18 protein-coding genes and 1 riboswitch are annotated in these 23,893 nt (G+C 66.6%); of the genes, 7 read left to right on the top strand and 11 right to left on the bottom strand.

Translation table 11 applies throughout. From position 1 onward, the window contains the following. The 6 genes from DFR29_RS21485 to DFR29_RS21510 form a co-directional block, all read left to right on the top strand. Positions 1 to 3,343: RHS repeat-associated core domain-containing protein (locus tag DFR29_RS21485; RefSeq protein WP_133820702.1), on the top strand; the 3,343-nt coding region annotated here is incomplete at its 5' end. Continuing rightward, positions 3,340 to 3,777: a hypothetical protein gene (locus DFR29_RS21490; protein ID WP_133820703.1), complete on the top strand. Its 438-nt coding sequence runs from the start codon at positions 3,340 to 3,342 to the stop codon at positions 3,775 to 3,777. The genes DFR29_RS21485 and DFR29_RS21490, both read left to right, overlap by 4 nt. Continuing rightward, on the top strand, positions 3,774 to 7,715 hold the full coding sequence (locus DFR29_RS21495) for an RHS repeat-associated core domain-containing protein (RefSeq protein ID WP_133820704.1): 3,942 nt from the start codon (positions 3,774 to 3,776) through the stop codon (positions 7,713 to 7,715). Before DFR29_RS21490 ends, DFR29_RS21495 begins: the two co-directional genes overlap by 4 nt. A 53-nt stretch (positions 7,716 to 7,768) precedes the next feature. Next, a complete protein-coding gene (locus tag DFR29_RS21500; protein ID WP_133820705.1) occupies positions 7,769 to 8,368 on the top strand; it encodes a hypothetical protein in 600 nt (199 codons plus the stop codon). A gap of 40 nt (positions 8,369 to 8,408) precedes the next feature. Continuing rightward, entirely contained in the window at positions 8,409 to 12,380 is a 3,972-nt protein-coding gene (locus DFR29_RS21505; RefSeq protein ID WP_133820706.1) for an RHS repeat-associated core domain-containing protein, read from the top strand. 23 nt (positions 12,381 to 12,403) lie between these two features. Further along, positions 12,404 to 13,045: a hypothetical protein gene (locus tag DFR29_RS21510; RefSeq protein WP_133820707.1), complete on the top strand. Its 642-nt coding sequence runs from the start codon at positions 12,404 to 12,406 to the stop codon at positions 13,043 to 13,045. Between the two features lie 694 nt (positions 13,046 to 13,739). Here the strand turns inward: DFR29_RS21510 and DFR29_RS21515 are convergent. From DFR29_RS21515 to DFR29_RS21545, 7 genes are all read right to left on the bottom strand, one after another. Then, positions 13,740 to 14,249, bottom strand: coding sequence for a DUF1993 domain-containing protein (locus DFR29_RS21515; protein WP_133820708.1), 510 nt, complete (start codon positions 14,247 to 14,249; stop codon positions 13,740 to 13,742). 202 nt (positions 14,250 to 14,451) lie between these two features. Continuing rightward, on the bottom strand, positions 14,452 to 14,844 hold the full coding sequence (gene rnk / locus DFR29_RS21520) for a nucleoside diphosphate kinase regulator (RefSeq protein WP_133820709.1): 393 nt from the start codon (positions 14,842 to 14,844) through the stop codon (positions 14,452 to 14,454). 283 nt (positions 14,845 to 15,127) lie between these two features. After that, positions 15,128 to 16,294 (bottom strand): patatin-like phospholipase family protein, encoded by a 1,167-nt coding sequence (locus DFR29_RS21525; RefSeq protein WP_133820710.1) that lies wholly within the window; start codon positions 16,292 to 16,294, stop codon positions 15,128 to 15,130. 202 nt (positions 16,295 to 16,496) lie between these two features. Then, on the bottom strand, positions 16,497 to 17,084 hold the full coding sequence (locus tag DFR29_RS21530) for a TMEM165/GDT1 family protein (protein WP_133820711.1): 588 nt from the start codon (positions 17,082 to 17,084) through the stop codon (positions 16,497 to 16,499). 14 nt (positions 17,085 to 17,098) lie between these two features. Beyond that, positions 17,099 to 17,267, bottom strand: a riboswitch (yybP-ykoY riboswitch). Between the two features lie 71 nt (positions 17,268 to 17,338). After that, positions 17,339 to 17,830, bottom strand: a complete 492-nt coding sequence (locus tag DFR29_RS21535; RefSeq protein ID WP_133820712.1) for a hypothetical protein — start codon at positions 17,828 to 17,830, stop codon at positions 17,339 to 17,341. After that, positions 17,820 to 18,386, bottom strand: coding sequence for an RNA polymerase sigma factor (locus tag DFR29_RS21540; protein ID WP_133820713.1), 567 nt, complete (start codon positions 18,384 to 18,386; stop codon positions 17,820 to 17,822). Before DFR29_RS21540 ends, DFR29_RS21535 begins: the two co-directional genes overlap by 11 nt. 175 nt (positions 18,387 to 18,561) lie before the next feature. Beyond that, positions 18,562 to 19,008, bottom strand: a complete 447-nt coding sequence (locus DFR29_RS21545) for a hypothetical protein (RefSeq protein ID WP_133820714.1) — start codon at positions 19,006 to 19,008, stop codon at positions 18,562 to 18,564. 134 nt (positions 19,009 to 19,142) lie between these two features. Between DFR29_RS21545 and DFR29_RS21550 the strand changes: the two genes are divergently transcribed. Beyond that, positions 19,143 to 19,913 carry a helix-turn-helix domain-containing protein gene (locus DFR29_RS21550; RefSeq protein ID WP_243746137.1) on the top strand — a complete coding sequence of 257 codons (771 nt, stop codon included), beginning with the start codon at positions 19,143 to 19,145 and terminating at the stop codon, positions 19,911 to 19,913. A gap of 92 nt (positions 19,914 to 20,005) precedes the next feature. On the opposite strand, the gene DFR29_RS21555 is transcribed toward DFR29_RS21550, so the two are convergent. From DFR29_RS21555 to DFR29_RS21570, 4 genes are read right to left on the bottom strand one after another with little or no spacing between them, the layout of a single operon-like run. Then, positions 20,006 to 21,679: a hypothetical protein gene (locus DFR29_RS21555; protein ID WP_133820716.1), complete on the bottom strand. Its 1,674-nt coding sequence runs from the start codon at positions 21,677 to 21,679 to the stop codon at positions 20,006 to 20,008. Between the two features lie 47 nt (positions 21,680 to 21,726). Then, positions 21,727 to 22,677 carry an aspartate carbamoyltransferase catalytic subunit gene (locus tag DFR29_RS21560; protein ID WP_133820717.1) on the bottom strand — a complete coding sequence of 317 codons (951 nt, stop codon included), beginning with the start codon at positions 22,675 to 22,677 and terminating at the stop codon, positions 21,727 to 21,729. Further along, positions 22,674 to 23,093 carry a Holliday junction resolvase RuvX gene (gene ruvX / locus DFR29_RS21565; RefSeq protein ID WP_133820718.1) on the bottom strand — a complete coding sequence of 140 codons (420 nt, stop codon included), beginning with the start codon at positions 23,091 to 23,093 and terminating at the stop codon, positions 22,674 to 22,676. The genes DFR29_RS21560 and ruvX overlap by 4 nt, the downstream gene beginning before the upstream one ends. A 30-nt stretch (positions 23,094 to 23,123) precedes the next feature. Continuing rightward, positions 23,124 to 23,690 (bottom strand): YqgE/AlgH family protein, encoded by a 567-nt coding sequence (locus DFR29_RS21570; RefSeq protein WP_133820719.1) that lies wholly within the window; start codon positions 23,688 to 23,690, stop codon positions 23,124 to 23,126. Positions 23,691 to 23,893 lie beyond the last annotated feature (203 nt).

Below are 23,893 nucleotides of genomic sequence, written 5' to 3' on the forward strand. Positions count from 1 at the left end.
TGCCTATGCGTTGGTGTATACGCGGATACCTGTGGACGATGAAGCCGACGCTGGCCTGCGCCTGGTCGGCGTCGTGCTGGCCAACCGCCAGGGACCGCTGCCGCAGGATTTCGATCCGGCGCGCAACGACACCGACTGGCTGGTGCGCTACGACTACGACGCGCTGGGCCAGCTCGTCGCCGTACGCCGGCGCGACGGCGCCGTCGTGCGTACCTTCGGCTGGGACGCACAGCGCATGAGCGCGCACGGCCAGCCCGGGGGCATGGCCGTGAGCTACGTTTGGGACGCGCAGGGCCGCGTCAGCGAACAGCACGAAGCCGAAGGACTCAGCCGCTACTACCATTACCACGCCGATCACACGGAAGTGCGCGACAGCCTTGGGCGCAGCGAGCGCTACTGGTTCGAGGGCGAAGGCGACGCGCGCCGCTGGAGTGCGCACGAACGTGCCGACGGCAGCATCATCCGCTTCGCCTACGATGGTTTCGGCCGCCGCGTGCGAACCACCGACGCGCTGGGCCGGACGACTCACGAACGCCGCGATGCCCAGGGCCGCGTCGTCGGCGGTGCGGTCGCGGACGGGCTCAGTTGGCAGGTCGGCCTGGACGAACGCGGCCAACTGCTGCACGGCGATAGCCAGGCCGGCGTGGTCACCATCACGCGCGATGCGCGCGGCCGCGCCACGACCATGAGCCTGCCCGACGGCGCTACCCTCCACTACGCCTATGACGATGCCCGCCTGCCGGACCGCGTCACGGCGATCACCGATCCCGACGGCGCCATCAAGCGGCAAAGCTGGAACGCCCTGGGACAATTGGCCAGCCATGCCGACTGCTCTGGCCACGTCACGCAATGGCGCCATGACGACGAAGGCCGGCTGGTCGAAACCGTCGACGCACTCGGCCAGCGCACGCAGTACCAGTACGACGACAACGGGCTGCGCTGCGGGCTGGTTCTCGCCGACGGCGCGCATTACCGGCTGGTCCATGATGGATTGGGCCGGCAGACCGAAATGATCGCGCCCGACGGCGCCACTTGGCGCACGCAGTGGAACCGCTTCGGCAGGCCGCTGCGCCACACCGATCCGCTGGGCCGTGAACAATGCCTGGCCTACGACGTGGCCGGACGGCTGGTGTCGCTGCAAAACGAGAACGGTGCGTGCTGCCGCTTTGTATACGATGTGCTTGATCGCCTGGTCGAGGAAACCGGCTTCGACGGCCGCTGCCAGCGCTACCACTTCGATGCGGCCGGCCAGTTGCTCGCCGCTGAGGAAAACGGCCACGTGCTGCACCTGCGCTACGATCTGGCCGGGCGCGTGGTAGCACGTGAGATCCACGCCGTTGCCGATGCCGCAAACTGGCAGACGCTGCCGCCCGACACGACCGCGCTGGCCTGGGAGCGCTACGTCTGGCGTCGCGACGGCCAGCTCGAATCCGCTGCGAATGCCGAAGGCGAGGTACGCCTGGACTACGACGAAGCCGGCCGTCCGATCGGCGAGACGCAATGCCATGCGGACGGCTGGACCTACAGCGTGCGCCAGCTCGCCGACGCGCGCGGCCGCCCGCAGAGCACACACTACGGCCAGGCGCCCGTGGTGAACTGGCAAAGCTACGGTCCCGGCCATCTGCAAGGCCTGCGCGTGGCCGATCTGGCGCTGGAGTTCGAGCGCGATCCGCTGCATCGGGAAACCGCTCGCCACGCCTGGTGGCAGGACGAAGCCCAGAGCCTGCGCCATAGCGTGTTCCATGCCACACGCGACTACGATGCCGCGGGCCGCCTGCGCCGCGCACGCGAGGTGCCGTCCGTCGGTGCAGCACTGCAGCGCGAATACCGCCATGACGCCCAAGGCCGCCTCGTCGGCATACAGGCCGATGCCCAGGCGATCGCCTACGTCTACGACTGCGCCGGCCGGCTGGTCGGCAGCAGGCATGGCGAAGACGAACGGCAGTACCGCTTCGATCCGGCCGGCAATCGCCTCGGGCTGCGGCAGCGCCGCGCCGCGCGCATGGACTGGGCCGAAACCGTGCAGGAAAAATTGCCGGACGTAGCCTTCAACGTGCTGGGCGAAGGCGAAGCAGCGGCGTCCGCCGCGGCGCAGTGCTGGCCGGACAACCGTATCCGCCACTTCGAAGGCATCGACTACCGCTACGACGCAGCCGGCAACCTGGCCGAACGGCGCACGCCGGAAGGTGACCACCTGCTGCTGCGCCACGACGTGCAGCAGCGCCTGGTCGAAATCCGCCGCAGCGATGCCGGCGGCCTGCGCCTCAGCGCGCTGTACCGCTACGACGTGTTCGGCCGCCGCATCGCCAAGCGCGTGCAGAACGGCGACACGACCGAGCTGACACGCTATGGCTGGGACGGCGACCGCCTCGTCGCCGAACGCAGCGCGGAGTACGAACGCACGACGATCTACGAACCCGGCAGCTTCGTGCCGCTGCTGCGCCTGCAGCGCGACCTGGCACCCGGGTCCGACGACGACGTGCCCGAGGGCGTGCTGCAGGAACTGCGTGCGCTGCTCGGTGCGGCGGCGCAGCAATTGCCGGCCGAACTGCGGCCGCGCGAGGCTGTGCAGCAGATTGCATTTTTCCACAACGATCACCTCGGTACGCCGCTGCGCCTAAGCGGGCGCGACGGCCGCACCCTGTGGCAGGCCAGTCCCGACGACTGGCAGGCGCTGCGTGCGGAATCCGGCAGCGCCGACCAGCCCTTGCGCTTCCAGGGCCAGTGGCAGGACGACGAATCCGGCCTCTGCTACAACCGGCACCGCTACTACGACCCGGCGCTGGGCCGCTACGTGAGCCAGGATCCCCTCGGCGTCAGCGGCGGCCTGCACGCCTACGCCTACGCCGACAACAGCCCGCTGCACGCGGTGGATCCGCTGGGCCTGGAAACTGCCGCGGTCACCATCGCGGCAATGAAACACATGACGCAGGCGCCGCCCAAACTGAATTGCAATTGTTCCGCCATTCCAGCCATGCCGCCGGGCGTCGACCTGAAGAAGAACATCGCGGACGCCTCCGGCATGTGGCCGCTCGGCTTCCGCAACGCGGTAAAGAACAAGGGGCCGTGGGACTACAAGCAGCAGGGCGCGCAATACCAGGACTTCGGAAACTTCAACTACGGCGCCACCGGCCGCGCCACCGGCTTCGGCAACGAGATGCTGCTGTGCCAGGCCGGCCGCGCCCAGGTCGCCGCAGGCACCTCCCTGCCGGGCTGGGGTACCCCCGGTTCGACGGCCATGTGCATAGGCGGCACCGCGCCCTACGGTGACGATCCGGCCGACCAGGCCATGATCAAGCAGGGCATGGATTATTTCGATTGCGGTTGCCACAAGGCGCCATGATGCAGATTCGTACCTCTTTCCACATCGCGCGAGCCGCGCTGCTGCTGGCCCTGCTGGCGCTTGCAGCCTGCACCGATTCCACGGCCGTCGCGCTGAAGGAACAGGCCCGCGTCGCCGCGCCCGGTGGCAAGGTCGATGCCGTGCTCGCGGAGCTGGCAACGGACGCGACCGTCGGCCAGGCCTATGAAATCCACTTGGTGCCGGCCGGTTCGACCCGCTTCGCCACAGCCAGCCTACGCGCCGACAAGGCGGCCGGCATCAGCCTGCACTGGCGCGACGCGCACACGCTGCTGATCCGCTGCGAAGCCGCGCGCATCTTTGCGTTCAGCAACTTCTGGCAGAGCGCTGAAGTGGAGAACTACACATACACGGTGGCGCTGGAGCTGGACGGCTGCCGCTATCCGGCTGCCGCGCCGGACAAGGACAAGTCATGAGCGGCAAGCCAGCGGCACGCCTGGGCGATTCCGTCGCCGGCGGCAACATCATGAGCGGCGCGGCGACGATCTTCATCGGCAGCAGCGAAGGCCAGGCGGACAAGCCGCTGGCCTGCACGCCGGCGGTGGGCGGGCCGGTCAATCCGCTGCTGGGCGTGAAGATCCTGCGCAGCGAGGTGGACGTCGCCCTGCCGGCGCCGCTCTCGTTCCAATTTGCGCGCAGCTACCTGTCCAGCGACGAACGCATCGGCGTGCTCGGCCAGGGCTGGTCCATACCCGGCGATGGCTTCGGCCTGCAGTTGGACGACGATGCGACGATCTTCATCGACGGCCAGGGCCGGCGTATCCAGTTCGGTGTGCTGCAGCCGGGGCAGGAACGCTACTCGCCCAGTGAGCAGATCTGGATTCGCCGCGGCGGCGCTGCAGCGCAGAACTGGGATGGCCCCTGGGCTGCAGGCGCCGCTGCGCTGCGCGAGGATCCAAACACCGTATTCGTGCGCAGCAGCGGCGGTGTCATGGCCTTCCGCCGCGACCGCAGCGGCTGGCGCCTCGGCGAAATCGCGAACCGCTACGGCTATTGCACGCGCTTCGGCTGGAGCGAGCTGGATGTGGTCTCCACCATCCACGATAGCGCCGGCCGCTGCTACGTGCTGGTCTACGGACGCTTCGCGCCGATCGTCGCCAGCGACCGCGGTCTCCGCCTGCTTGGCGTCGCGCTGGCCGCCGGCGGCGACGCGGCCGCGCAGAATTTCGATCCCGCGCGCAACGATGTGGACTGGCGCGTGCGCTACGACTACAGCGAGGCCGGCGATCTCATCGCCGTGCGTGATCGGGCCGGCGAAATCGTGCGCCGCTTCGCCTGGGAAGCACATCGGCTGGTCGCGCACAGCCTGCCGAGTGGGCCGGAAATCCGCTACCGCTGGGATGCGCAGGGACGCGTGATCGAGCAGGCGGAAACCGGCGGCCTGCTGCGCCGCTTCCACTACCGCGCCGATCACACCGAGGTGGAAGACAGCCTGGGCCGGCGCGAGCGCTACCACTTCCGCGGCGAAGGCGGCGCGCTGCGCTGGACAGCGCACGAGCGCGCCGACGGCAGCCGCCTCGAATTCGGCTACGACACGCTGGGCCGCCAGGTGCGCAGCACCGATGCGCTCGGGCGCGAGCAATTCCTGCGCCGCGACGGTGAAGGCCGCATCATCGGCGAAAGCGGCGCTGCCGCGGCCAGCTGGCATGCGGACCTCGATGCCGATGGTCTGGCCGTCAGCGTCGAAAGCAGCGACGGCCGCCGCCGCCGCTTCGACCGCGACGAACTCGGCCGCATCCGCGCCGCCACCGAGGCCGACGGCGCGCTCACACGCTACGAATACGGCGACGCGCGGCTGCCCGATCGCGTGACCGCGACCGTCGACGCCGCCGGCAGGCGGCGCCAGCAGGAATGGACGGCGCTGGGGCAGCTGAGCCGCTACGTGGATTGCTCCGGCCATGCAACGCAGTGGAACTACGACGCCGAAGGCCAGCTGCTCGGCAAGACCGACGCGCTGGGCCAAGTCACGCGCTACGCCTACGACCGGCGTGGGCGGCATACCGCCACCGTCCTGCCGGACGGCACGCGCTACGAATTCGCCTACGACGCAGCCGGCCGGCGCATCCGCTTTGGCAGCGGCACGAGCGCGATCCGGCATGCATGGGACGAACTCGGTCGCTTGGTGCGCGCCGTCGATCCGGCCGGGCGCGAGCGCCACTTCGACTACGACCCCGCCGGCCGCCTGATCGGTCTGCGCAACGAGAACGGCACCTGCTGCCGCTTCGCCTACGACGCGTTGGACCGGCTCGTACGCGAAACCGGCTTCGATGGCCGCACGCAGGAATACCGCTACAACCAGGCCGGCGAACTCATCGCCTGCGATGAAGCCGGCGCGTCGATGCGGCTGGAACGCGACGAGGCTGGCCGCGTCATCGCCTGCGACAACCGCGCCGGCGATGTGTCGGTATCGCGCGAAACATACGCCTGGGATGCGGCCGGACAGCTGCAATGCGCGGCGAACGAAAGCGCCGAAATAAACATCGTCCACGACGCCGCCGGCCGGCGCATCCACGAAACCCAGCTGCACGCGGACGGCTGGCGCTACAGCGTCGTGCATGTGCACGACGCCGGTGGCCTGTTGCAGTCCTCGCAGTACGATCTCGCACCGGCGGTGGAATGGCGCAGCTACGGTTCGGGCCATGTGCACGGCCTGCGCCTGGGCGGCCTCGCGCTGGATCTGGAACGCGATCCGCTGCACCGGGAAAGCGCGCGCAGTATCTGGGCGATCGACGCGGACGGGCAGGCCGGCGCACCGCTGCTGCAGGCGATGCGCGAATACGATGCGCAGGGCCGGCTCGCCCGCCAGCGCAGCCTGTTGCGCGGCAGCGAAGCGCAAGACCTGCGCCACGTCTACGACGGGCACGGCTGGCTCAGCGAAATCCGCAGCGGCGATCAGGTGCTGGCGAGCTTTGCCTGCGATCCGGCAGGCCGCCTGGCCGAGAGCCACCTTTCCGGAAAAAAAGACAATTTCCACTATGACCCGGCCGGCAACCGGCTGGACCTGACGCGCCGCCTGCCGCGCGCGGACGAAGACTGGACGGCCACGGTACAGGCCAACAGCGGCAATGCCGCGTTCAACCTGCTGGCTACTCAGGACGGCCGCCTGAGCGAACACGCGGCCGCGTGGCCGGACAACCGCATCACCGATTTCGATGACATCTGCGACCGCTTCGATGCCGCCGGCAACCTGGTCGAACGTCTCTGCGCCGACGGCGAACGCCTGCGCCTGGACTACGATCCGGCGCATCGCCTGGTCCATCTTCTGCGCACCTGGCCGGGTGGCCGCCGCATCGAGGCCTGGTATGCGTACGACCCGCTGTCGCGGCGCATCCGCAAGAAAGTCCGCGATGGCGCGCAGGAAACCATCACCCGCTACGGCTGGGACGGCGACCGTCTCGTGGCCGAGGAAACCGGCGCGCAGCGCCGCACCATCGTCTACGAGCCGCACGGCTTCGTGCCGCTGGCGCGCATCGAACAGAGCCTCGCCGACGACGACGACGGCGAGGACGTAGCGGCAGCCACGCAGATGCAGGCATTGCTGGCCGGCCTCGACGGTTTGCCGCCGGAATTGCGCGAACTGCGGCAGGCGCCGCGCATCCGTTTTTTCCAGGCCGATCACCTGGGCACGCCGCAGCGTCTCGTGGATGTTTCCGGTGCGGTGTGCTGGCAGGCCACGGCCGATGTCTGGCGCGCGGTCGGCAGCGAAACCGGCGATACCGACCAACCCATCCGTTTCCAGGGGCAGTGGCACGACGCGGAATCCGGCCTGTACTACAACCGCCATCGCTACTACGACCCACGCCTAGGGCGCTACATCAGCCAGGATCCCAGCGGCCTGGCCGGCGGCCTCAATCCGTATGCCTACGTCGACTCCAGCCCGCACCGCTATCTCGATCCTTTGGGATTGGTGCTGCTCACACCGGCCGAAGGCCAGCAGGTCGTCGACAAGGCGCGCGAATGGATCGGCGTGCCGTACTACAACGGCGGCGGCCCGAAATCCAGCCGCGACAAGGCGGATTGTTCGGGCTCGACTTGGCAGATCTACAAGGAAGCCGGTTTCGACTACGACTACGCGTCCTCATCGTCGTTTCCGAATAATCCACGTTTCAAGAAAGTGACCGACGGCATCCCGCAACAGGGTGACGTGGGTTGGTGGGACGGGCATATGCTGATCTACGACGCCAACGCAGCGACCATCGAAGGCGCGCCCAAGGACGCCAACGCGTTGTCCGCGCGCAACGGCAGCAAACCGTTCAGCGCCGTGCCGATCAGCTGGTGGACCAAGCCCAAGGGCGACGTGACCTGGTACCGCTACGACAAACCCGAAGGCTGCACGGAATGCGCGAAGAAATGAAACCGTCGATTGCCGGTGGCACGCCTTTTCGCGGCCTCTGTCGCGGCCTGCTGATGCTGGCCGCCGCGCTGTTGCCCGCGGCCGGAGCCATGGCCGCAGAAGCCCCATCCGCAGCGGTTGAGCGCGTGCGTGAGTTCGTGGCTGGCGAGTTCGCCGGCGCCGAAGACCTGCGCGCGAGCCTCGCGCTGATCGTGCCGGCAACACAGCGACCGCGCACGGCCAGCGGTGAAGATCCGGATGCGTTGGACGGTCAGGTGTTTTCGCTGGTCGGCGATGCACTGGTCGTGGTCAGCCGCTATGAACTGGGTGTGGCCGAATCCGACGGAGCTGTGGTTGTCGTGCCGGTGGATTTCAGCGTGGTCGCGACCACGCAAGGGCAGGGCGTGGGCGGACGTCGTTTCGTCCGCGCGGCCAGCGCCAGCGAGCGCGTGCGCTACCGCGTGCTGCTGCGCAAGGGCGAATGGCTGGTGCAGGATCCCCCATTGCCGCATGTGTCCGCGCAGGCGCTGCTGCAGTCGTATCGTAAACAAGTGGATTATGCGAAAGAGAAACTGTTGCCGCTGCCGCAGACCTCGCGCGCGCAGCGCGAAACCTTTGCCGCGATGGAGCGGGAGATGAACGCACTACAGGTCCTGGCCGGGGAAACGCCATGAGGCGCACCGCTGCCGGCACGGCAACGCAAGGAGTCGGCCCATGACCGGAAAACCCGCGGCGCGCGTCGAGGACAAGGCCGGCGGCGGCAAGGTCGTCAGCGGTTCGCCGAACGTGAAGATCGGCAGCGAGGCCGAAGGCCAGGCGCAGACCAACAAGTTGTGCGAGCCCGCGGCCGGTAATCCGGTGAATCCGCTGCTCGGCGTGAAGCTGCTGCCACCGGAGGAAGATTTCGCCCTCGCGGCGCCGTCGACCTTTGCGTTCGCGCGTAGCTATGCGTCCAGCGACCGGCGCATCGGCGTGCTGGGCCGCGGCTGGACCACGCCGGTGGACAGCGTTTCGCTGCAACTGGGCGAAACCGCGACGGAACTGGTCGACGCGCAGGGACGGTCCATCCGCTTCGGCCCGTTGTCGCCGGGCGAGGAGCGCTATTCGGCCAGCGAACAGATCTGGCTGCGCCGCGGTGGCGGCGCCGAGCCCTGGCAAGGGCGCTGGGCCGACGTGCCCGCTGCACTGCAGGCCGATGCGCAATCGGCGTTCCTGCTCAGCGGCGAAGGCTGGTTGCGCTTCACGCCCCAGGGTGCGATGTGGCGGCTGCAGGACATGGCGACGAGCTTCGGCTACGCCACGCGCTTCGTCTGGGGCGAATTAAGCGTGGTCGGTGAAATCCACGACAGCGCCGGGCGCTGTTATGCGTTGGTGTATACGCGGATACCTGTGGACGATGAAGCCGACGCTGGCCTGCGCCTGGTCGGCGTCGTGCTGGCCAACCGCCAGGGACCGCTGCCGCAGGATTTCGATCCGGCGCGCAACGACACCGACTGGCTGGTGCGCTACGACTACGACGCGCTGGGCCAGCTCGTCGCCGTACGCCGGCGCGACGGCGCCGTAGTGCGTACCTTCGGCTGGGAAGCGCAGCGCATGAGCGCGCACGGCCAGCCCGGGGGCATGGCCGTGAGCTACGTTTGGGACGCGCAGGGCCGCGTCAGCGAGCAGCACGAAGCCGAGGGACTCAGCCGCTACTACGACTACCACGCCGATCACACGGAAGTGCGCGACAGCCTTGGGCGCAGCGAGCGCTACTGGTTCGAGGGCGAAGGCGATGCGCGCCGCTGGAGCGCGCACGAACGTGCCGACGGCAGCATCACGCGCTTCGCGTACGACGGCTTCGGCCGCCGCGTGCGAAGCACGGACGCGCTGGGCCAGCACACCTATCTGCGCCGCGACGCCCAGGGCCGTGTCGTCGGTGCCACCGTGCCGGACGGGCGCAGCTGGCAATCCACGCTGGACGCGCGCGGCCTGCTGGTGCGCCGCGAAGGCCCGGCCGGTGTGATCACGATCGCACGCGATGCACGCGGGCGGGTCATCGCAGCCAATCTGCTGCACGGAGAAACCGTGCACTACGCCTACGAGGACGAACGCTGGCCGGATCGTGTCACCGCCATCACCGATGCCGAAGGTGCGGTCCGTCGGCAAAGCTGGAACGCGCTGGGCCTGCTCGCCAGTCATACGGACTGTTCCGGCAACGTCACGCAGTGGCGCTACGACGACGAAGGCCGCCTGGTCGAGAGCATCGACGCGCTGGGCCGGCGCAGCCGCCAGCACTACGACGGCAACGGCCTGCGCTGCGCCGTTACCGAGGCGGACGGCGCGCAATACCGGCTCACGCACGATGCGCTGGGTCGCCAGGTCGCGGTAACGGCGCCGGATGGGGCCTGCTGGCGCACGCAGTGGGACCGCTTCGACCGGCCCGTCGCGCGCATCGACGCGCTCGGGCGCGAGCAGCGCCTGGAGTACGACCGGGCTGGGCGGCTGGTTGCGCTGCAAAATGAGAATGGTGCCTATTGCAGGTTTGCCTACGACATCGGCGACCGGCTCATCGAGGAAACGGGCTTCGACGGCCGCCGCCAGCGCTATCACTACGATGCGGTGGACCGGTTGCTGGCAGCCGAAGAGGGTGGACAGGCATTGCATCTGCGCTATGACCTGGCCGGCCGCGTGATCGCACGGGAGATCCATGCCGTTGCCGATGCGGCGGACTGGCGTTTTCCGCCGCCGGGTGCGCCGCCGTTGGAAGTCGAACGTTTTGCCTGGCGCCGCGACGGCCAGCTCGAAGCCGCGTGCAATACGCAGGCCGAGGTCCGTTTCGACTACGACGAAAGCGGTCGCCGCATCGGAGAGACTCAGCGCCACGCCGACGGCTGGCGGTATACGGTGCGCCAGCACGTCGACGCGCGTGGCCGCGCGCAGAGCACGCACTACGGCCAGGCGCCGGCGATCCATTGGCAGACCTACGGCCCCGGCCATCTGCAAGGTCTGCGCGTGGACGCGCTTGCGCTGGAGTTCGAGCGCGATCCGCTGCACCGGGAAACCGCGCGCCATGCCTGGTGGCAGGACGAAGCCCAGGGCCAACGCCGCAGCGCCTTCCACGCGACCCGCGACTACGACGCGGGCGGACGTCTGAAGCGGGCCCGCGAAGTGCCGGCCAGCGGCACGGCGACGGGACGCGACTATGCCTACGATGCCCAAGGCCGCCTCAGCGGTATCACGGACCTGCACGGCCGCATCGCCTACGCGTACGACATGGCCGGTCGCTTGGTCGGCAGCGATCACGACGGCCAGAAGTGCGAATACCGCTTCGATCCGGCCGGCAATCGCCTGGGTCAGCCCACGCTACAGGCCGCACGCGAAGACTGGGCCGGAACCGTACAGGACAACCTGCCCGATGCCGCGTTCAATCTGCTGGGCCAGCGTGAGGGTCCGCGATTGGAGCCGGTTGCGTGCTGGCCGGACAATCGCATCGGCAGTTTCGACGGACTGCAGTATCGCTACGACGCGGCCGGCAACCTGATCGAGCGCCAGTCGCCCGATGGCGGATACCTGCAGCTGCGCTATGACGCGCTGCAACGCCTGGTCGAACTGCAGCGACAAGCGGCCGATGGCAGCGCCTGTACGGCGCACTATGCCTACGACGCGCTGGGTCGTCGCGTGTCCAAGCGTGTCATGGTGGCCGGCCGCGAGGAATCCACGCGCTACGGGTGGGACGGCGATCGTCTGGTGGCCGAACACACGGCGCAGCAGCAACGCACGACGGTCTACGAGCCCGGCAGCTTTGTGCCGCTGCTGCGCCTGCAGCAGCCGCTGATGGCCACCAAGGAAGGCGAACCCGCCCCGGCGGCCCTGGGCGAATTGCTAGCGCTGATCGGTGCCGCGGCGCAGGACTTGCCGGCGGAACTGCGCCCTCGGCTGCAGGCGCAGCAGGTCGCGTTCTTTCATACCGATCACCTGGGCACGCCGCTGCGCCTGAGCGACAGCGAAGGCCGCAGCCTGTGGCAGGCCAGGCCCGGCGACTGGCAGGCCGTGCGCGAGCCAACGGGCGAGTCCGACCAGCCGCTGCGCTTCCAGGGTCAATGGCAGGACGAGGAGTCCGGTCTCCACTACAACCGGCACCGCTACTACGACCCCGTGCTGGGGCGGTACCTGAGCCAGGACCCATTGGGACTTTCGGGAAATATCAACAGTTACCGTTATTCCGCCGGCCGGCCTACCTACGCTGTCGATCCGCTGGGGCTCAAGGAATGCGTTGGCACGGCGCGTGTGCTGAAAGGCAACTCGCGCCATATCGGCAAGGGCGGCGGGTTCGATACCGGCCCTTCCAACCTGGAGCGCTACGGCATCACCAATGACGCGGCAGTCGTGATTCCCAACCAGTTCGGCTTGACCAAGTCCGCCATGCGGCCGTACATCGACCAGATTTCCGGCGTGTTCGCCGATGGCACCAGCTTCGGCCGCGTGCGTGATGTGATGGACGACAAGGCCACGCGCGACAGCATGGGTCTGAGCACAACCCAGTTCCAGCAGCATCTGATCGACCGCGAGAAACTCAAGAACGGCGGCAAGGATCTGCTGGTGTTGGAATTGCCGGGCGCGGCCAAGGACGGCGGCATCCAGGGCGTCACCCTGACCATCCCCGACGAACTGGAATGCCCCTGCGGCACCTTGCCCAAACCGTGATTGCCGAGACCTTGCGAATGAAAATGACTGCATTGCGTATCTGCCTGGTGGTCGGTCTGTGCGCCGCCGTGCAGGCATTGGCCGCGCAGTGGCCTGGCGTAGGCGAAGTGCACGCGCGCTTTGCGGTGACGGAAAAATACCCCCATGTTGGCCTCGTCATTCCCGCCGCCGATGGCGAGCCCTTGTACCGGCTCAGCTGCCACCAGGGCGACTACGAAAGCAAGGTCGAAGGCGATTTCGACCACATGTTCCACTGCAAGCTTTTCGACATGCGCGGCGTGATCCGCGGCGACATGTTTTCGCCGACGCCGGAATGGAACCGCTCCCGCACGCGTGCGACCTTCCGCCGCGAACAGCTCATGGGCCGCTGCGCCAGCCACGCCTATTTCGGCAAGGACCGTACCTTCCGCATGATGGGCATGAACCTGCGAATGGCCATCAGCGACCTGCGCCAGCCCGATATGCGCAAGATGCTCAGCGGCGAGGCGGCACCGGACTTCGCCTTCAATTTCCAGGTCGACGTGCGCGCCGATGCTACCGCCACCAACGAATTCGTCGGCCCGGCGCCCGAAATGTGTACCAGCTATTACAAAGTCGACGAAAGCGGAAAACTCGTCGAAATCGCCACCGTCAGCGACGACGAGGCCACGCCGGATACGCCGTAGTTTTCGTGGCGGGTCGGACTCGACGTGCAGTGGCGGGATTCGGGGCTGCCGATACGGTCCGCTTTGCCGGGTTGCCGTCCCCGGGATGGATCGGGCGGTTGTTGCCTGAGCAAGCGCGCTATCGGAAATCCAGAGCTCTGGGTGCGCAATACGTAGAGGTAAGCCGGCGTCAGATGGGCTCGACTGTCTTTCGGGATGCAGGAATTCTTCAGCTGCCTTCTGCATAGGCTGCGAGTACGACCTCGCGACGAGTGCGCTGTGCTACCTGAGCTCGCACGCGGCGGTAGATGTGACGGCAGACGCATTGGCAAGGCACGCGTCCGGAAAGCAGATGTCGGGTCATCTTGGAATCGGCGAGGACGCGAGATTGGAACTCAGGAAACCGGGTATTTGGAGTTTTGTGGCGGTATTGATTTTCGCCGCGCCAACAGTGAGTGCGTATGTCGTCCATGTGCCGCTGATCCAGCGGTACTGGACGACGTTATCGCCGCAACTGCGATTTCTGTCGGCTGCCCGGAGTCGGGCAGGCTTACCTCGGCGGCCTGGCTGCGGCCCAGCGGCCAATCCGGCGCGTCGGTTGCTCGCACAACGGACGCCCGCCTAATGCACGCGCCGTAGAGGCAAATCCCGTGTCAGGCGTCAATTCAGACCCCCGGCACGCTTCTGCCGATCCGGCCCGATTCCAAATCTGGCCCTATTTCAGACCCATGTAATCGCGCTTGCCGATTTCCACACCGTTGTGGCGCAGCAGCGCGTAAGCCGTGGTCACGTGGAAAAAGAACTGCGGCAGGCCATAGCTCAGCAGGTAGGCGCTGCCGCTGAAGCGTTTCTCTTTCGGCGTGCCGGGGCGCGTGACGATTTCGCGTGCTTCGCCACCATCGAACTGGCTGGGCGCGAGGCCGGCGATAAACGTCTGGGTCTGTGCGATCAGGCCCTGCAATTCCTCGAAGGACGCTTCCTTGTCGTCATTCTTGGGCACTTCGACATTGGCCAGGCGTGCCGAGACACCGCGGGCAAAGTCGCAGGCAATCTGTACTTGCCGCGCCAGTGCAAACATGTCCGGAAACAAGCGGGCCTGCAGCAGTGCGGCCGGCTCGATCTTCTTCTCGGATGCATGTACCTGTGCCTTGGCCAGCAGTTCGCCGAGGCTACCGAGCATCTGCTGGAATACGGGGACGGAGGCGGTATAGAGCGAAACGGTCATTGGCGTTCCTGATGATGGTGGAAGCTCGGCGCTGCATCGTGCGGCCGGGAAAACCGCAGGAGTCAACAGATAGTGCAAAATATACGATTAAAATTTATCGATTCGTGCGGACGATGCGCACGGCCCGATTGGCGCGGGCGGCGATGAAGGGCGGCAACGCGTGCGCAACCGCCTGTACCGGTTCGGGCCTGCCTGTAGCGACTCAGGCAATCTGCGTGACCTGCACGCGCAGGCGCCGCTCGGTGGGGCCGGGCCAGTCGATGACCTGGCCTACGGCAAGGCCGAGCAGTGCGCTACCCATTGGCGTGAGCAGCGAAATCTTGCCGGCGGACGCATCGGCCTGGCCGGGATAGGTCAGGGTCAGGCGGTGTTCCTTGCCGCTGTGCATTTCCAGGCAGACCACGGTCGAGTTCATCGTGACGACGTCGGCCGGCATCTGTTCGGGCGGTAGCACGGTGGCGCGGGCAATTTCGTCGGCCAGCAGGATCGCGGCGGGCAGGTTTTCCACTGCGGGCAGGGCGAGCAGGCGTTCGATCTGGGCCACATCGGTGGTGGAAAGGACGATGGGCGGTTGAGCTTCTTGCGGTGCGGTCATGGCATTTCCAAAGCAGGACCGCGACAAGGCCGCGGTCGACTCAGTTTCTTGGGCTGCGAACCAGCTGCTTTCACGCCCAAGGTTGATCGGCATCAGCCTTTCGCCGAATGATACCCGAGCCGTGCGGAGGAATGGCGAGGCTGTCCGCCGGCGGCAAGGCGCTGAAATGCGCCGTGGTATCCATGCTGGGCCTGATTCTGCTGGATACAAGGCCAGTGGTTGCCGCAAAGCCGGCGCGATTGCCGGAGCAATGCCAGCGGCGCGTCGCTGCAGCGTCCGCGATCTAGACTGGCGGCCGGTGCGCCAGATCGTACAGCGTGACGCCGTCGTCCAGGCCCGAGGATTTCAGCCATTCCGGGTGCTGGATCGTGTCGCACATGTCGCGCCGGCCGGCTTCCCAGTGCTCCTTCACGGAGGTGCGGGAAAACTCGTAGTCCTTGGATTCCAGCTCGTAAGGCTTTTGCCGGTAGATCAGCTGCACGATGTCGACGCGGGTACTGTCCAGCGCGGCGTCGAGCAGTTTGAAATCGGCGTTTTCGCGCAGTTCCTGCGGCAGGCGTGCGAGCAGGTTGCGTGCGGCCTGGCGCGTATTGGCGATCTGCGCGGCCATGCTGCTGTTGTAGCGCGTGCGGCTGGAGTACAGGATGTCTTTCTGGCGCTGCGCCACTTCGGTCAGATTGCGCGGCAGCGCACCGCGGGCGGAAAACAGGTCGACCTGCAGTACCAGCAGGCTTTTGCCGGCGCGCTCGTCGAGCAGGTATTGCAGCGGCGTATTGGAGACGATGCCGCCATCCCAATAGGCTTCGCCGTCGATTTCCACCGGAGCGAAGGCTGGCGGCAAGGCGCCTGAGGCGAGAATGTGCTGCGGGCCTATGCGGCAGTGATGATTGTCAAAGTAGACGGAATTTCCAGTGCGCACATTCACTGCGCCGACGGACAATCGCACCCGCCTGGCATTGATCAGATCGAAATCGACATAGGTTTCCAGGGTCTGCCGCAGCGCGCTGTTGTCGTACAGGGACAGCGCCGACGCGTCACCGTCGGGATACAGCCAGGCCGGCGGCAGGCGTGGCTGGTAGAAACCAGGCACGCCGAGCATGGCCGACCACAGTGCGCTGAACTGGTTGAGTTGCGAACGCGAGCGGTGGCCGATGTCGCCGAACAGACTGGACAGGAATCCGTCGCTATCCAGCAGTGGCGGCAGATGCGAAGACAGCTGCTGCCAGAAGTCGTGCAGGCGTTGCAGGCGGTGTTCGGGCGGGTTGCCGGCAATCAGCGCGGCGTTGATGGCGCCGATGGAGACACCGGCAATCCAGTCGGGCTGGTATTCGGTTTTGTGCAGTTCTTCGTAGACGCCGGCCTGGTAGGCGCCCAGGGCGCCACCGCCCTGCAGTACCAGGGCAATGCCGTCGTAGTTCTTGCGCAGGCCTCTGCTCGCAGTCGGTGGCATGGGCGATGCGTCCGCGCCGGGAATGATCGGTGAGTGTAGGCCGCGGCTGGCGGCGCGGTCGAGCGGCTTGCGTAGGCCGCAATTCGCGTTGCTCATCGCGCCCTACGCAAGCCACGCTGGGGCAGATACTGCGGCATGCGCTCGCAGGGTGCGATGAGCACAGCGAATTGCGCCGCAAAGTATCAGCGCAACCGCACGCGTCTCAGAGCCCGCCCAGCCCCAGTCCAAAATTGAACTTGAGCAGGATCAGCACGCCGAAGATCGCAAACAAGGCCGCCGCCACAAAACGCATTTTCGCCAACGGAAAGCGCTGGGCCAGTTTGTCGCCAATAAGTACGGCCGGAATATTCGCCGCCATCATGCCCAGCGTCGTGCCGAGCGTGACCAGGGCGAGGCTGGAGAACTTGGCTCCCAGTGCCACCGTGGCCAGCTGGGTCTTGTCGCCCATTTCGGCCAGGAAGAACAGCACCAGCGTGGTCAGGAAGGCGCCGTGCCTGCTGGTGTTCTGCTTGGCTTCGTCCAGCGTGTCGGGAATCAGCGCCCAGGCGGCGAAGGCGAGAAAGGACAGGCCAAGGATCCAGCGCAGAAGATCGGGGTCGAGGCTCTTGGCGACCCAGTCGCCGACAAAGGCGGCGAACAGATGATTGACGATGGTCGCGGCGAAGATGCCCGCGATGATGGTCCATTGGCGACCGCGAAACCGCGTGGCCAGGACGAAGGACAGCAGCTGGGTCTTGTCGCCGATTTCGGCGATGGCAACCATGCCGAACGACGTGATGAGGGCTTCCACAAAATGCTCCAGGGGCCGGCGATGAACGAACCAATGACTTCAGCGTCCATCGCCGGCCCCGGCAGTGAACGAAGAAGTCAAAGGTCTCGCCTGGCTTGCGCTGCCGACGCCATGGTCCGTAGACCAAGTGTGTTGACGTCGGCTCCTCCTGTACGGAGGCGGCTACTCCCCAATGACAGCGCGCAGTCTAGCGGCGTGGTCGCAGGCGGACAAGCTGCTTGCGACCCAGGTACGAAGCTTGCGCACGCTGTGGATCAGCTTTGCGCGCCGATCATGCGCTCCAGCTCGCTTCGCCGTGCGCGCAATGCATCGGCGCGGCGATGCGCCTGCTGCAGCGCCAGGCAGGCCAGCACCAGCAGGCTGCCGCCGAACGCGGCGGCGACCGGGAAAAGCGCGCGACCTGTCACGGCGCCGAGCAGCAGCGCGCCGGCCACGAATACACTGGTGAAGGCGACCGCCATGCGGCCGGCGACGATGCGTTGATTGGCCAGCAGCGAATGGCGGCTGCGCAAAACCCATAGCGCATAGGCCAGCCAGCTGGTACCTATGACGAGCAGTACCGCAAAAGCAAGCTGGGTGCGGCCAGGCAAGGCCGTTTCGGTCGCCAGCAGCGATGCCAGCACAGCGCACATCAGCGCGGAGGCCAGCAACAGTGCGACATGGCCATAGCGCGCCGATGGCGACAACGTGCGGGTGGTGAGTTGCTGCAGTTCCTGTTGCAGTGTGACGAATGAGCTATCGGTCATCTTCTTGCTCCGGGTTGACGACGAGTTGGCGCAGCAGTTTGCGTGCGCGGAACAGGCGCGACTTCACCGTGCCTGTGGGAATTTGCAGCACTGTGGAAATTTCTGCCAAGGGCAACGATTCCAGGTAGAACAGGGTCAGCACTTCGCGCTCCAGCAGCGGCAGTGCGGCGAGGCCGCGTTCCAGTGACTGGTGCAGGAGTTCTTCATCGGCATCGATTGCCAAGGCACCCAGCGCATCCGGATCGGTGTCGTTGTCGACGGCGATGGCGTAGCGGCTGCGCAGCCGGTCCATGAAACAGCGGTGTGCAATGCCGAACAGCCAGGGGCGGAATTGCGCCGGATCGAGCAGGCGCGGCAGTCCGCGGATGGCGCGCAGCCAGACGTCCTGGCTCAGGTCGCGCGCCAGTTCTGCCTCGCCGGCGAGTTTCAGTGCGTAGCGGTACAGCGGTGCGGACCAGCGCCGCACCAGTTCGTCGAAGGCAGCGCTTTCGCCGAGCTGGCAGCGCACCACGACCAGTTCGTCGGCAAGTTCGTGGCGTTCGGGCGGTGAGGTCACGTCGGCGGCTCCTGGGCATCACGCTCGGGTAGTCGCGCAATGGCGCAAAAGGTTCACGCCGCCAAAACGGCGAATGCCGCGGCCCGGACGGCAGCGGCATTCTGAGGCAAGTTCATGGCGCTGCCAGCCGGCCGCGGTGGCAGATTGTCCGGTTGCGGCCGGCGCCGGCAGCGAATCAGGCCGTGCGGATCGTCGCTGCCGCATCGGCAGCCGGTGCGCTCAACACGGCTCCTTCGCGGCGCCAGGCTATAAACTGCACAATGGCAAAAGCCAGCACCGCCAACGCCTGCACGATCACGAAGATTTGGCCGAGCAGCGTCGGCGATACCTGGCCACCGAGCAGCAGGCCGAAGCTGGCCAGCACCCAGAGCAGATTCATCTCGATCACGCTCCAGGCCAGCCATTTGCTGATACGCGGGCTGCGTACCAGCCAGGCGAGCAGGACGACGATGGGAATCAATACCAGCCCCGCACCACTGAGCAGCGCCGTGGGCAGGCCGAGTTGCGGCGCCAGGAACGACGCGCCGGCAATCAGCAGTAGTGCGGTGACCGCCCCGGTCGCGGCATCCAGCAGCAGCGCGCGGCGGAACAGGGTGGGGCGGGCAAGCGTGTTCGCGTTCATGGGCTTCTCCTTTAGGTTCGGCGCCATTTCGCCGCAGCACGCCGCCGCCGTCCATTACATGGCAGGTAATGCGCATTACCTCGGTACTGTTCTACAGTGTGGCCATGAACCTGCCTCGCCCTGTTGGAGAACAATTGCGTGACTGGCGCCAGCGCCGGCGCATGACCCAGATGGACCTCGCCGCTGTTGCCGACACGTCGACACGGCACGTGAGCTTCATCGAAACCGGCCGCTCGCTTCCCAGCCGCGCGATGCTGATGCGCCTGGTGGAACAGCTCGACGTGCCTCTGCGCGAACGCAATCATTTGCTGACTGCCGCCGGGTTGGCACCCATGTATCGCGAAAGCCGTCTGGACGAGCCCGCGCTGCAGCAGGCGCAGGCAGCAGTGGAACTGGTGCTCAAGGGGCATGAGCCGAATCCCGCGGTGGCGCTGGACCGGCATTGGAATGTGGTGGCGGCCAATCGCGCGATTGCGCCGCTGCTGGCCGGTGTTGCCCCGTCGCTGCTGCAGCCGCCGATCAACATGGTGCGTCTGAGCCTGCACCCGCAAGGCATGGCGTCGCGCATTGTGAACTTTGCGCAGATTCGCGCCCATCTGCTGCACAACATCCAGCGTCAGGCCATGGGCAGCGGCGATGCGCTGTCGCAGCAGCTGTACGAGGAAATGCTGACCTATCCGCTGCCGGCCAATGCGGGCGATGCGCATGAGCCGACCTTGTCCGACAACGTGGCGCTGCAATTGCGCCTGCGCAGCGAGTTCGGCGTGCTGTCGTTCATCAGCACGATTACGGTATTCGGCACGCCGTTGGATATCACGCTGGCGGAACTGGCGATCGAGTCGTTCTTTCCGGCCGACGCGCATACGGCGCAGGTGTTGCGCAACTGGTTGCCGCTGGAGGTCTGATGTTCCGGGCATAGCGCGGCTGGCCGGCAAACCGGAGCGCGGTGTATTGCACAGCCACGGCCCCGCCGCGCACGGCGGGGCCGTCTTCGGTCTTATTTCAGCTCGCCGGTCTCGTAGAACGCCACGCCGCCCGCATTCGCCACCAGGCTGATGTCGACGAACTTGATCGTCTTCTGGTAGATCGCGAACAGCTGCTTCTGGCTTTCGATGTCGCCGCGCTGGTCTTCCGGCATGAAGGCGCTGAACTTGTCGAACAGGCTGCCGAACTGCCCGTACATGTCGCCGGTGAAATGCACGCGCAGGAACTTGGCTTCACCCACTGGCGCCGCCGCGAGAAACGCCGCGAGCGAAGCTTCTTCGCCGGCGCCGACGGACAGGGCCAGGGCCTTGTCGTTCATCGCCGCATGCGGTGCTTCGACCATGGGAATGGTGTCGGCGGGCAATGCCACCGGCTTGCCGTCGGGCAGCAGCTTGAGGTCTTTCAAGCTGGGCAGGGTGAGCTGGCCCATGGCCAGCGCTCCGCCGGGGTTGGTCAGGCCCAGCAGCAGCTTGCCGCTGAATTCCGGCACAGGCTTGGCGGCGTCCATGCTGAAGCGGCTGATGACCAGGCGCAGGCCGGTGAGATCGCTGGCCGGCGGCGGGATGGTGGTGTCGAGGCTCTGCTTGAACTGGGCGAAGGTCTGGTTCAGTTCGGCCAGCTGGGTGCAAGCCCAGGGCTTGGCAGCTACGGCATTGGCCTGCTTGAGCCAGAACGATTTCTGCTTCAGCAATGGCAGCGACACGGCCAGGTCGAACAGGCCTTCGGCGGCGCCCGCAGTGCCCGGCGCGCCAGCCCAGGCGGTCGTGAAATCCTTGGCCAATACGGCTTCCATTTCCAGTTGCGCATGCAGCGTCATGCGCTTGGCTGCCAGTTCGGTATAGCCCATCGCCAGGCGCGGCAGCTTGGCCGCCATGGCGCCGAGTTCGGCCTTGCAGGTCGGGTCCAGCGGCCTGGGTGCCGCTTCGCCCAATGCCGTGGCCAGTTCGATGCGCAGCGGGTCGCTGTCGTTGCTCAGGAATTCGGTCAGGCGGACAAAGTCCACATAGCCTGAACCATTCTTTGTATATCCGTATTTTTTGTTCAGTTCTTCCAGCTTGGCCGGATCGAGACTGTTCTTGGGCGGCGTAACGCCGAGCAGCTGTTTGCGCAGCTCGTCGCTGGCCTTGGCCGGGGCAATGCTGAGCACCAGGTGCTTGCCGCTGATCGCCATCAGCACGACCGCTTTGTCGGCCTGAAGCGACCAGTATTCCAGCTCGCCCAGTTTGGCCAGCGGCAGCGGCGCGCCGGCCTTGGCTTCGACGCGGGCGATGGCGGCGCGCAGGGCGGCCGGATCGGCCAGCTCCAGGCGCATTACCGGCAGCAGGCCGATGCCGTAGATCGCAACATGCGCGCTGCCGCTGAGGCCGAGCGGGGCCAGGCTGCCCTGGGCCATGTGCTGTGCCAGTTCATCCAGCAGCGCACGCGCGGCCTTGACGCCGGTGCTGTCGGCACTGCCGATTTTGTCCAATGCACGCTGGTACATGCCCAGCGAGATCGGCAGCATTTCCTTGGTCATTGCCGTCCACTGGTCCAGCACCGCCTGCGGCGTGGGTTCCAGGTTGGCAATCACGTAGGGCGTGTCGGCCGGCACATAGGCCAGCGGAGAATCGGCAGCGGGCTTGCTGCCGCAGCCGGCCAGGGCGAGCAGCAGGGCGAGTGGGGTCAGGCGGCGGGCTAGGGCAGGCATGGCAGGGAGTCCGGTAGACGAGCCAGTGGGAAGGAGGCAGCAGGAATTCAGGTGCCCAGCAATTCGGCCAGCACGGCCATGCGTACGAACACGCCATTGCCGACCTGTTCCAGGATGCACGATTGCGCGCCGTCGGCAACTGCCGAGGCAATTTCCACTTCGCGATTGATCGGCCCCGGATGCATGACCAGGCAGTCGGGCCTGGCCAGGCGCAGGCGCCGCGCGTCGAGGCCGTAGCGGGCGTAGTAGGCCTGTTCCGACGGCACCTGGGCGTGCTGCATGCGCTCTTTCTGCAGGCGCAGCATGATCACCACGTCGGCGCCGCCCAGCGCAGTGTCGAAATCTTCGACGATCTCGCAGCCGGGCAATTCCGTCTGCGCCGGCAGCAGGTTTGCCGGAGCGCAGACGCGCAAGGTACCCACGCCCAGTGTACGCAGGGCATGGATGTCGGAACGGGCGACACGCGAATGCAGGATGTCACCGCAAATCAGCACGGTCAGCGCGCTGAAATCGGGGCGGTGGCGGCGGATGGTATAGGCGTCGAGCAGGCCCTGGGTCGGATGGGCGTTGTTGCCGTCGCCCGCATTGATCACTGCGGCCGCGCTGCGCACGTGGCGGGCAAGGAATTCGGCCGTGCCGTTTTCCTTGTGCCGTACGACGAAGGCATCGCAGTGCATGGCTTCCAGCGTGTGCAGGGTATCGACCAGGCTTTCGCCCTTGCTGGTGGACGAGCTGGCGATGTCGAAATTGATCACGTCGGCGCCCAGGCGCTTGGCGGCCAGGTCGAACGAGGTGCGCGTGCGCGTGGACGGTTCGAAGAACAGGTTCACCACGGTGCGGCCGTGCAGCAGATCCAGCTTGCGCCGGTTGGCGAACCACTCCTGGCGCAGGCTTTCGGCGCGGTCGAGCAGGCGCAGCATTTCTGCAGCCGGCAGGTTTTCCAGGCTGATCAGGTGACGCAGGCGGCGATGAGTATCGAGCTGGGCGGAGCGGGTCATGGGCAATCGGCAAGCCAGGTTTCGGTGATGACTTCGGCGGCGACGGCATCGATATCCGCCGCATGTTTCTTCTTGGCCAGGCCTGCTGCACGTCGCTGGGCGAAACGGCGTGCCGCCTCGATCGAGCTGCGGCGCTCGTCGACCAGGTGCAGCGGCGCGCTGCAGCGTTTGGCCAGCGCGTTGGCAAACGCGCGCGCGGCGCGGCTGGCTTTCTGTTCTTCTCCGTCCAGGGTCAGCGGCAGGCCGACCAGCAGCGCCTCGGGCTGCCATTCGCGAATCCAGTGGTCGATGCGTTCCCAGGCCGGGCCGTTGCCGCCGTTGGAAACACTGCCCAGCGGGCGCGCTGTGCGGGTCAGGCGATTGCCGACGGCCACGCCGATCAGCTGGCTGCCGTAGTCGAAACCCAGAACATTCACCGCCCCGGCTCCGCTGCGCCCGGGCCTGCTTTATGCATGGCCGGCGTAGTCGGTCAGCTGGGCCATGCTGCTGACGCCGAGCAGGGCTGCGGCGGCTTCCCAGCGTGCATCCAGCGGTGTGTCGAACAGCAGCTGCTCGCGCACGTCTACGGTGAGCCAGGAGTTTTCCATCAGTTCCTGTTCCAGCTGGCCTGGGCTCCAGCCCGCGTAGCCCAGGGCGACGACGGCATGTTCCGGACCTTCGCCGGCGGCTATCGCGATAAGGATGTCGCGCGAGGTGGTAACCGAGATGCGGTCGGAAATGCGGAACGACGATTCCCAGCTGCCGGCCGGCGCATGCAGCACGAAACCGCGTTCGGGCTGTACCGGCCCGCCGATCAGCACCGGCGCGTCGTTGACTTCGCTGAGCTCGGAGGACAGGTTCATCTGCGCCAGCACGTCGCCGAGTCGATATTCCGACAGGCGATTGACCAGCAAGCCCATTGCGCCGTCTTCGTTGTGCTGACAGACGAAAGTGACGCCGCGGGCGAAATTCGGATCGCGCATCGCCGGCATGGCGATGAGCAGCTGATTGGAGAGCGAGGCGAAAGAGCTCATGCGGCCGATTGTAGCGGCAATCGCCGCTGGCGGAGGCGGCATAAGGCGAAATGCGCGGGCGAGGCGGGACGCGGTGGCTGTCGCCGCGAAGAGGATTGCTGCGGCAGGGGATTTTCGCTGGAGAAGATGAGCCAGGCGGAGCGGAAGATTTCTTCGGCGCGGAATTCTTGCCGGTGCAATGCCTCGATGCTGGGCTGCGCCTT

This window comes from Tahibacter aquaticus (genome assembly GCF_004363655.1).
Taxonomy (GTDB): Bacteria; Pseudomonadota; Gammaproteobacteria; order Xanthomonadales; family Rhodanobacteraceae; genus Tahibacter; species Tahibacter aquaticus.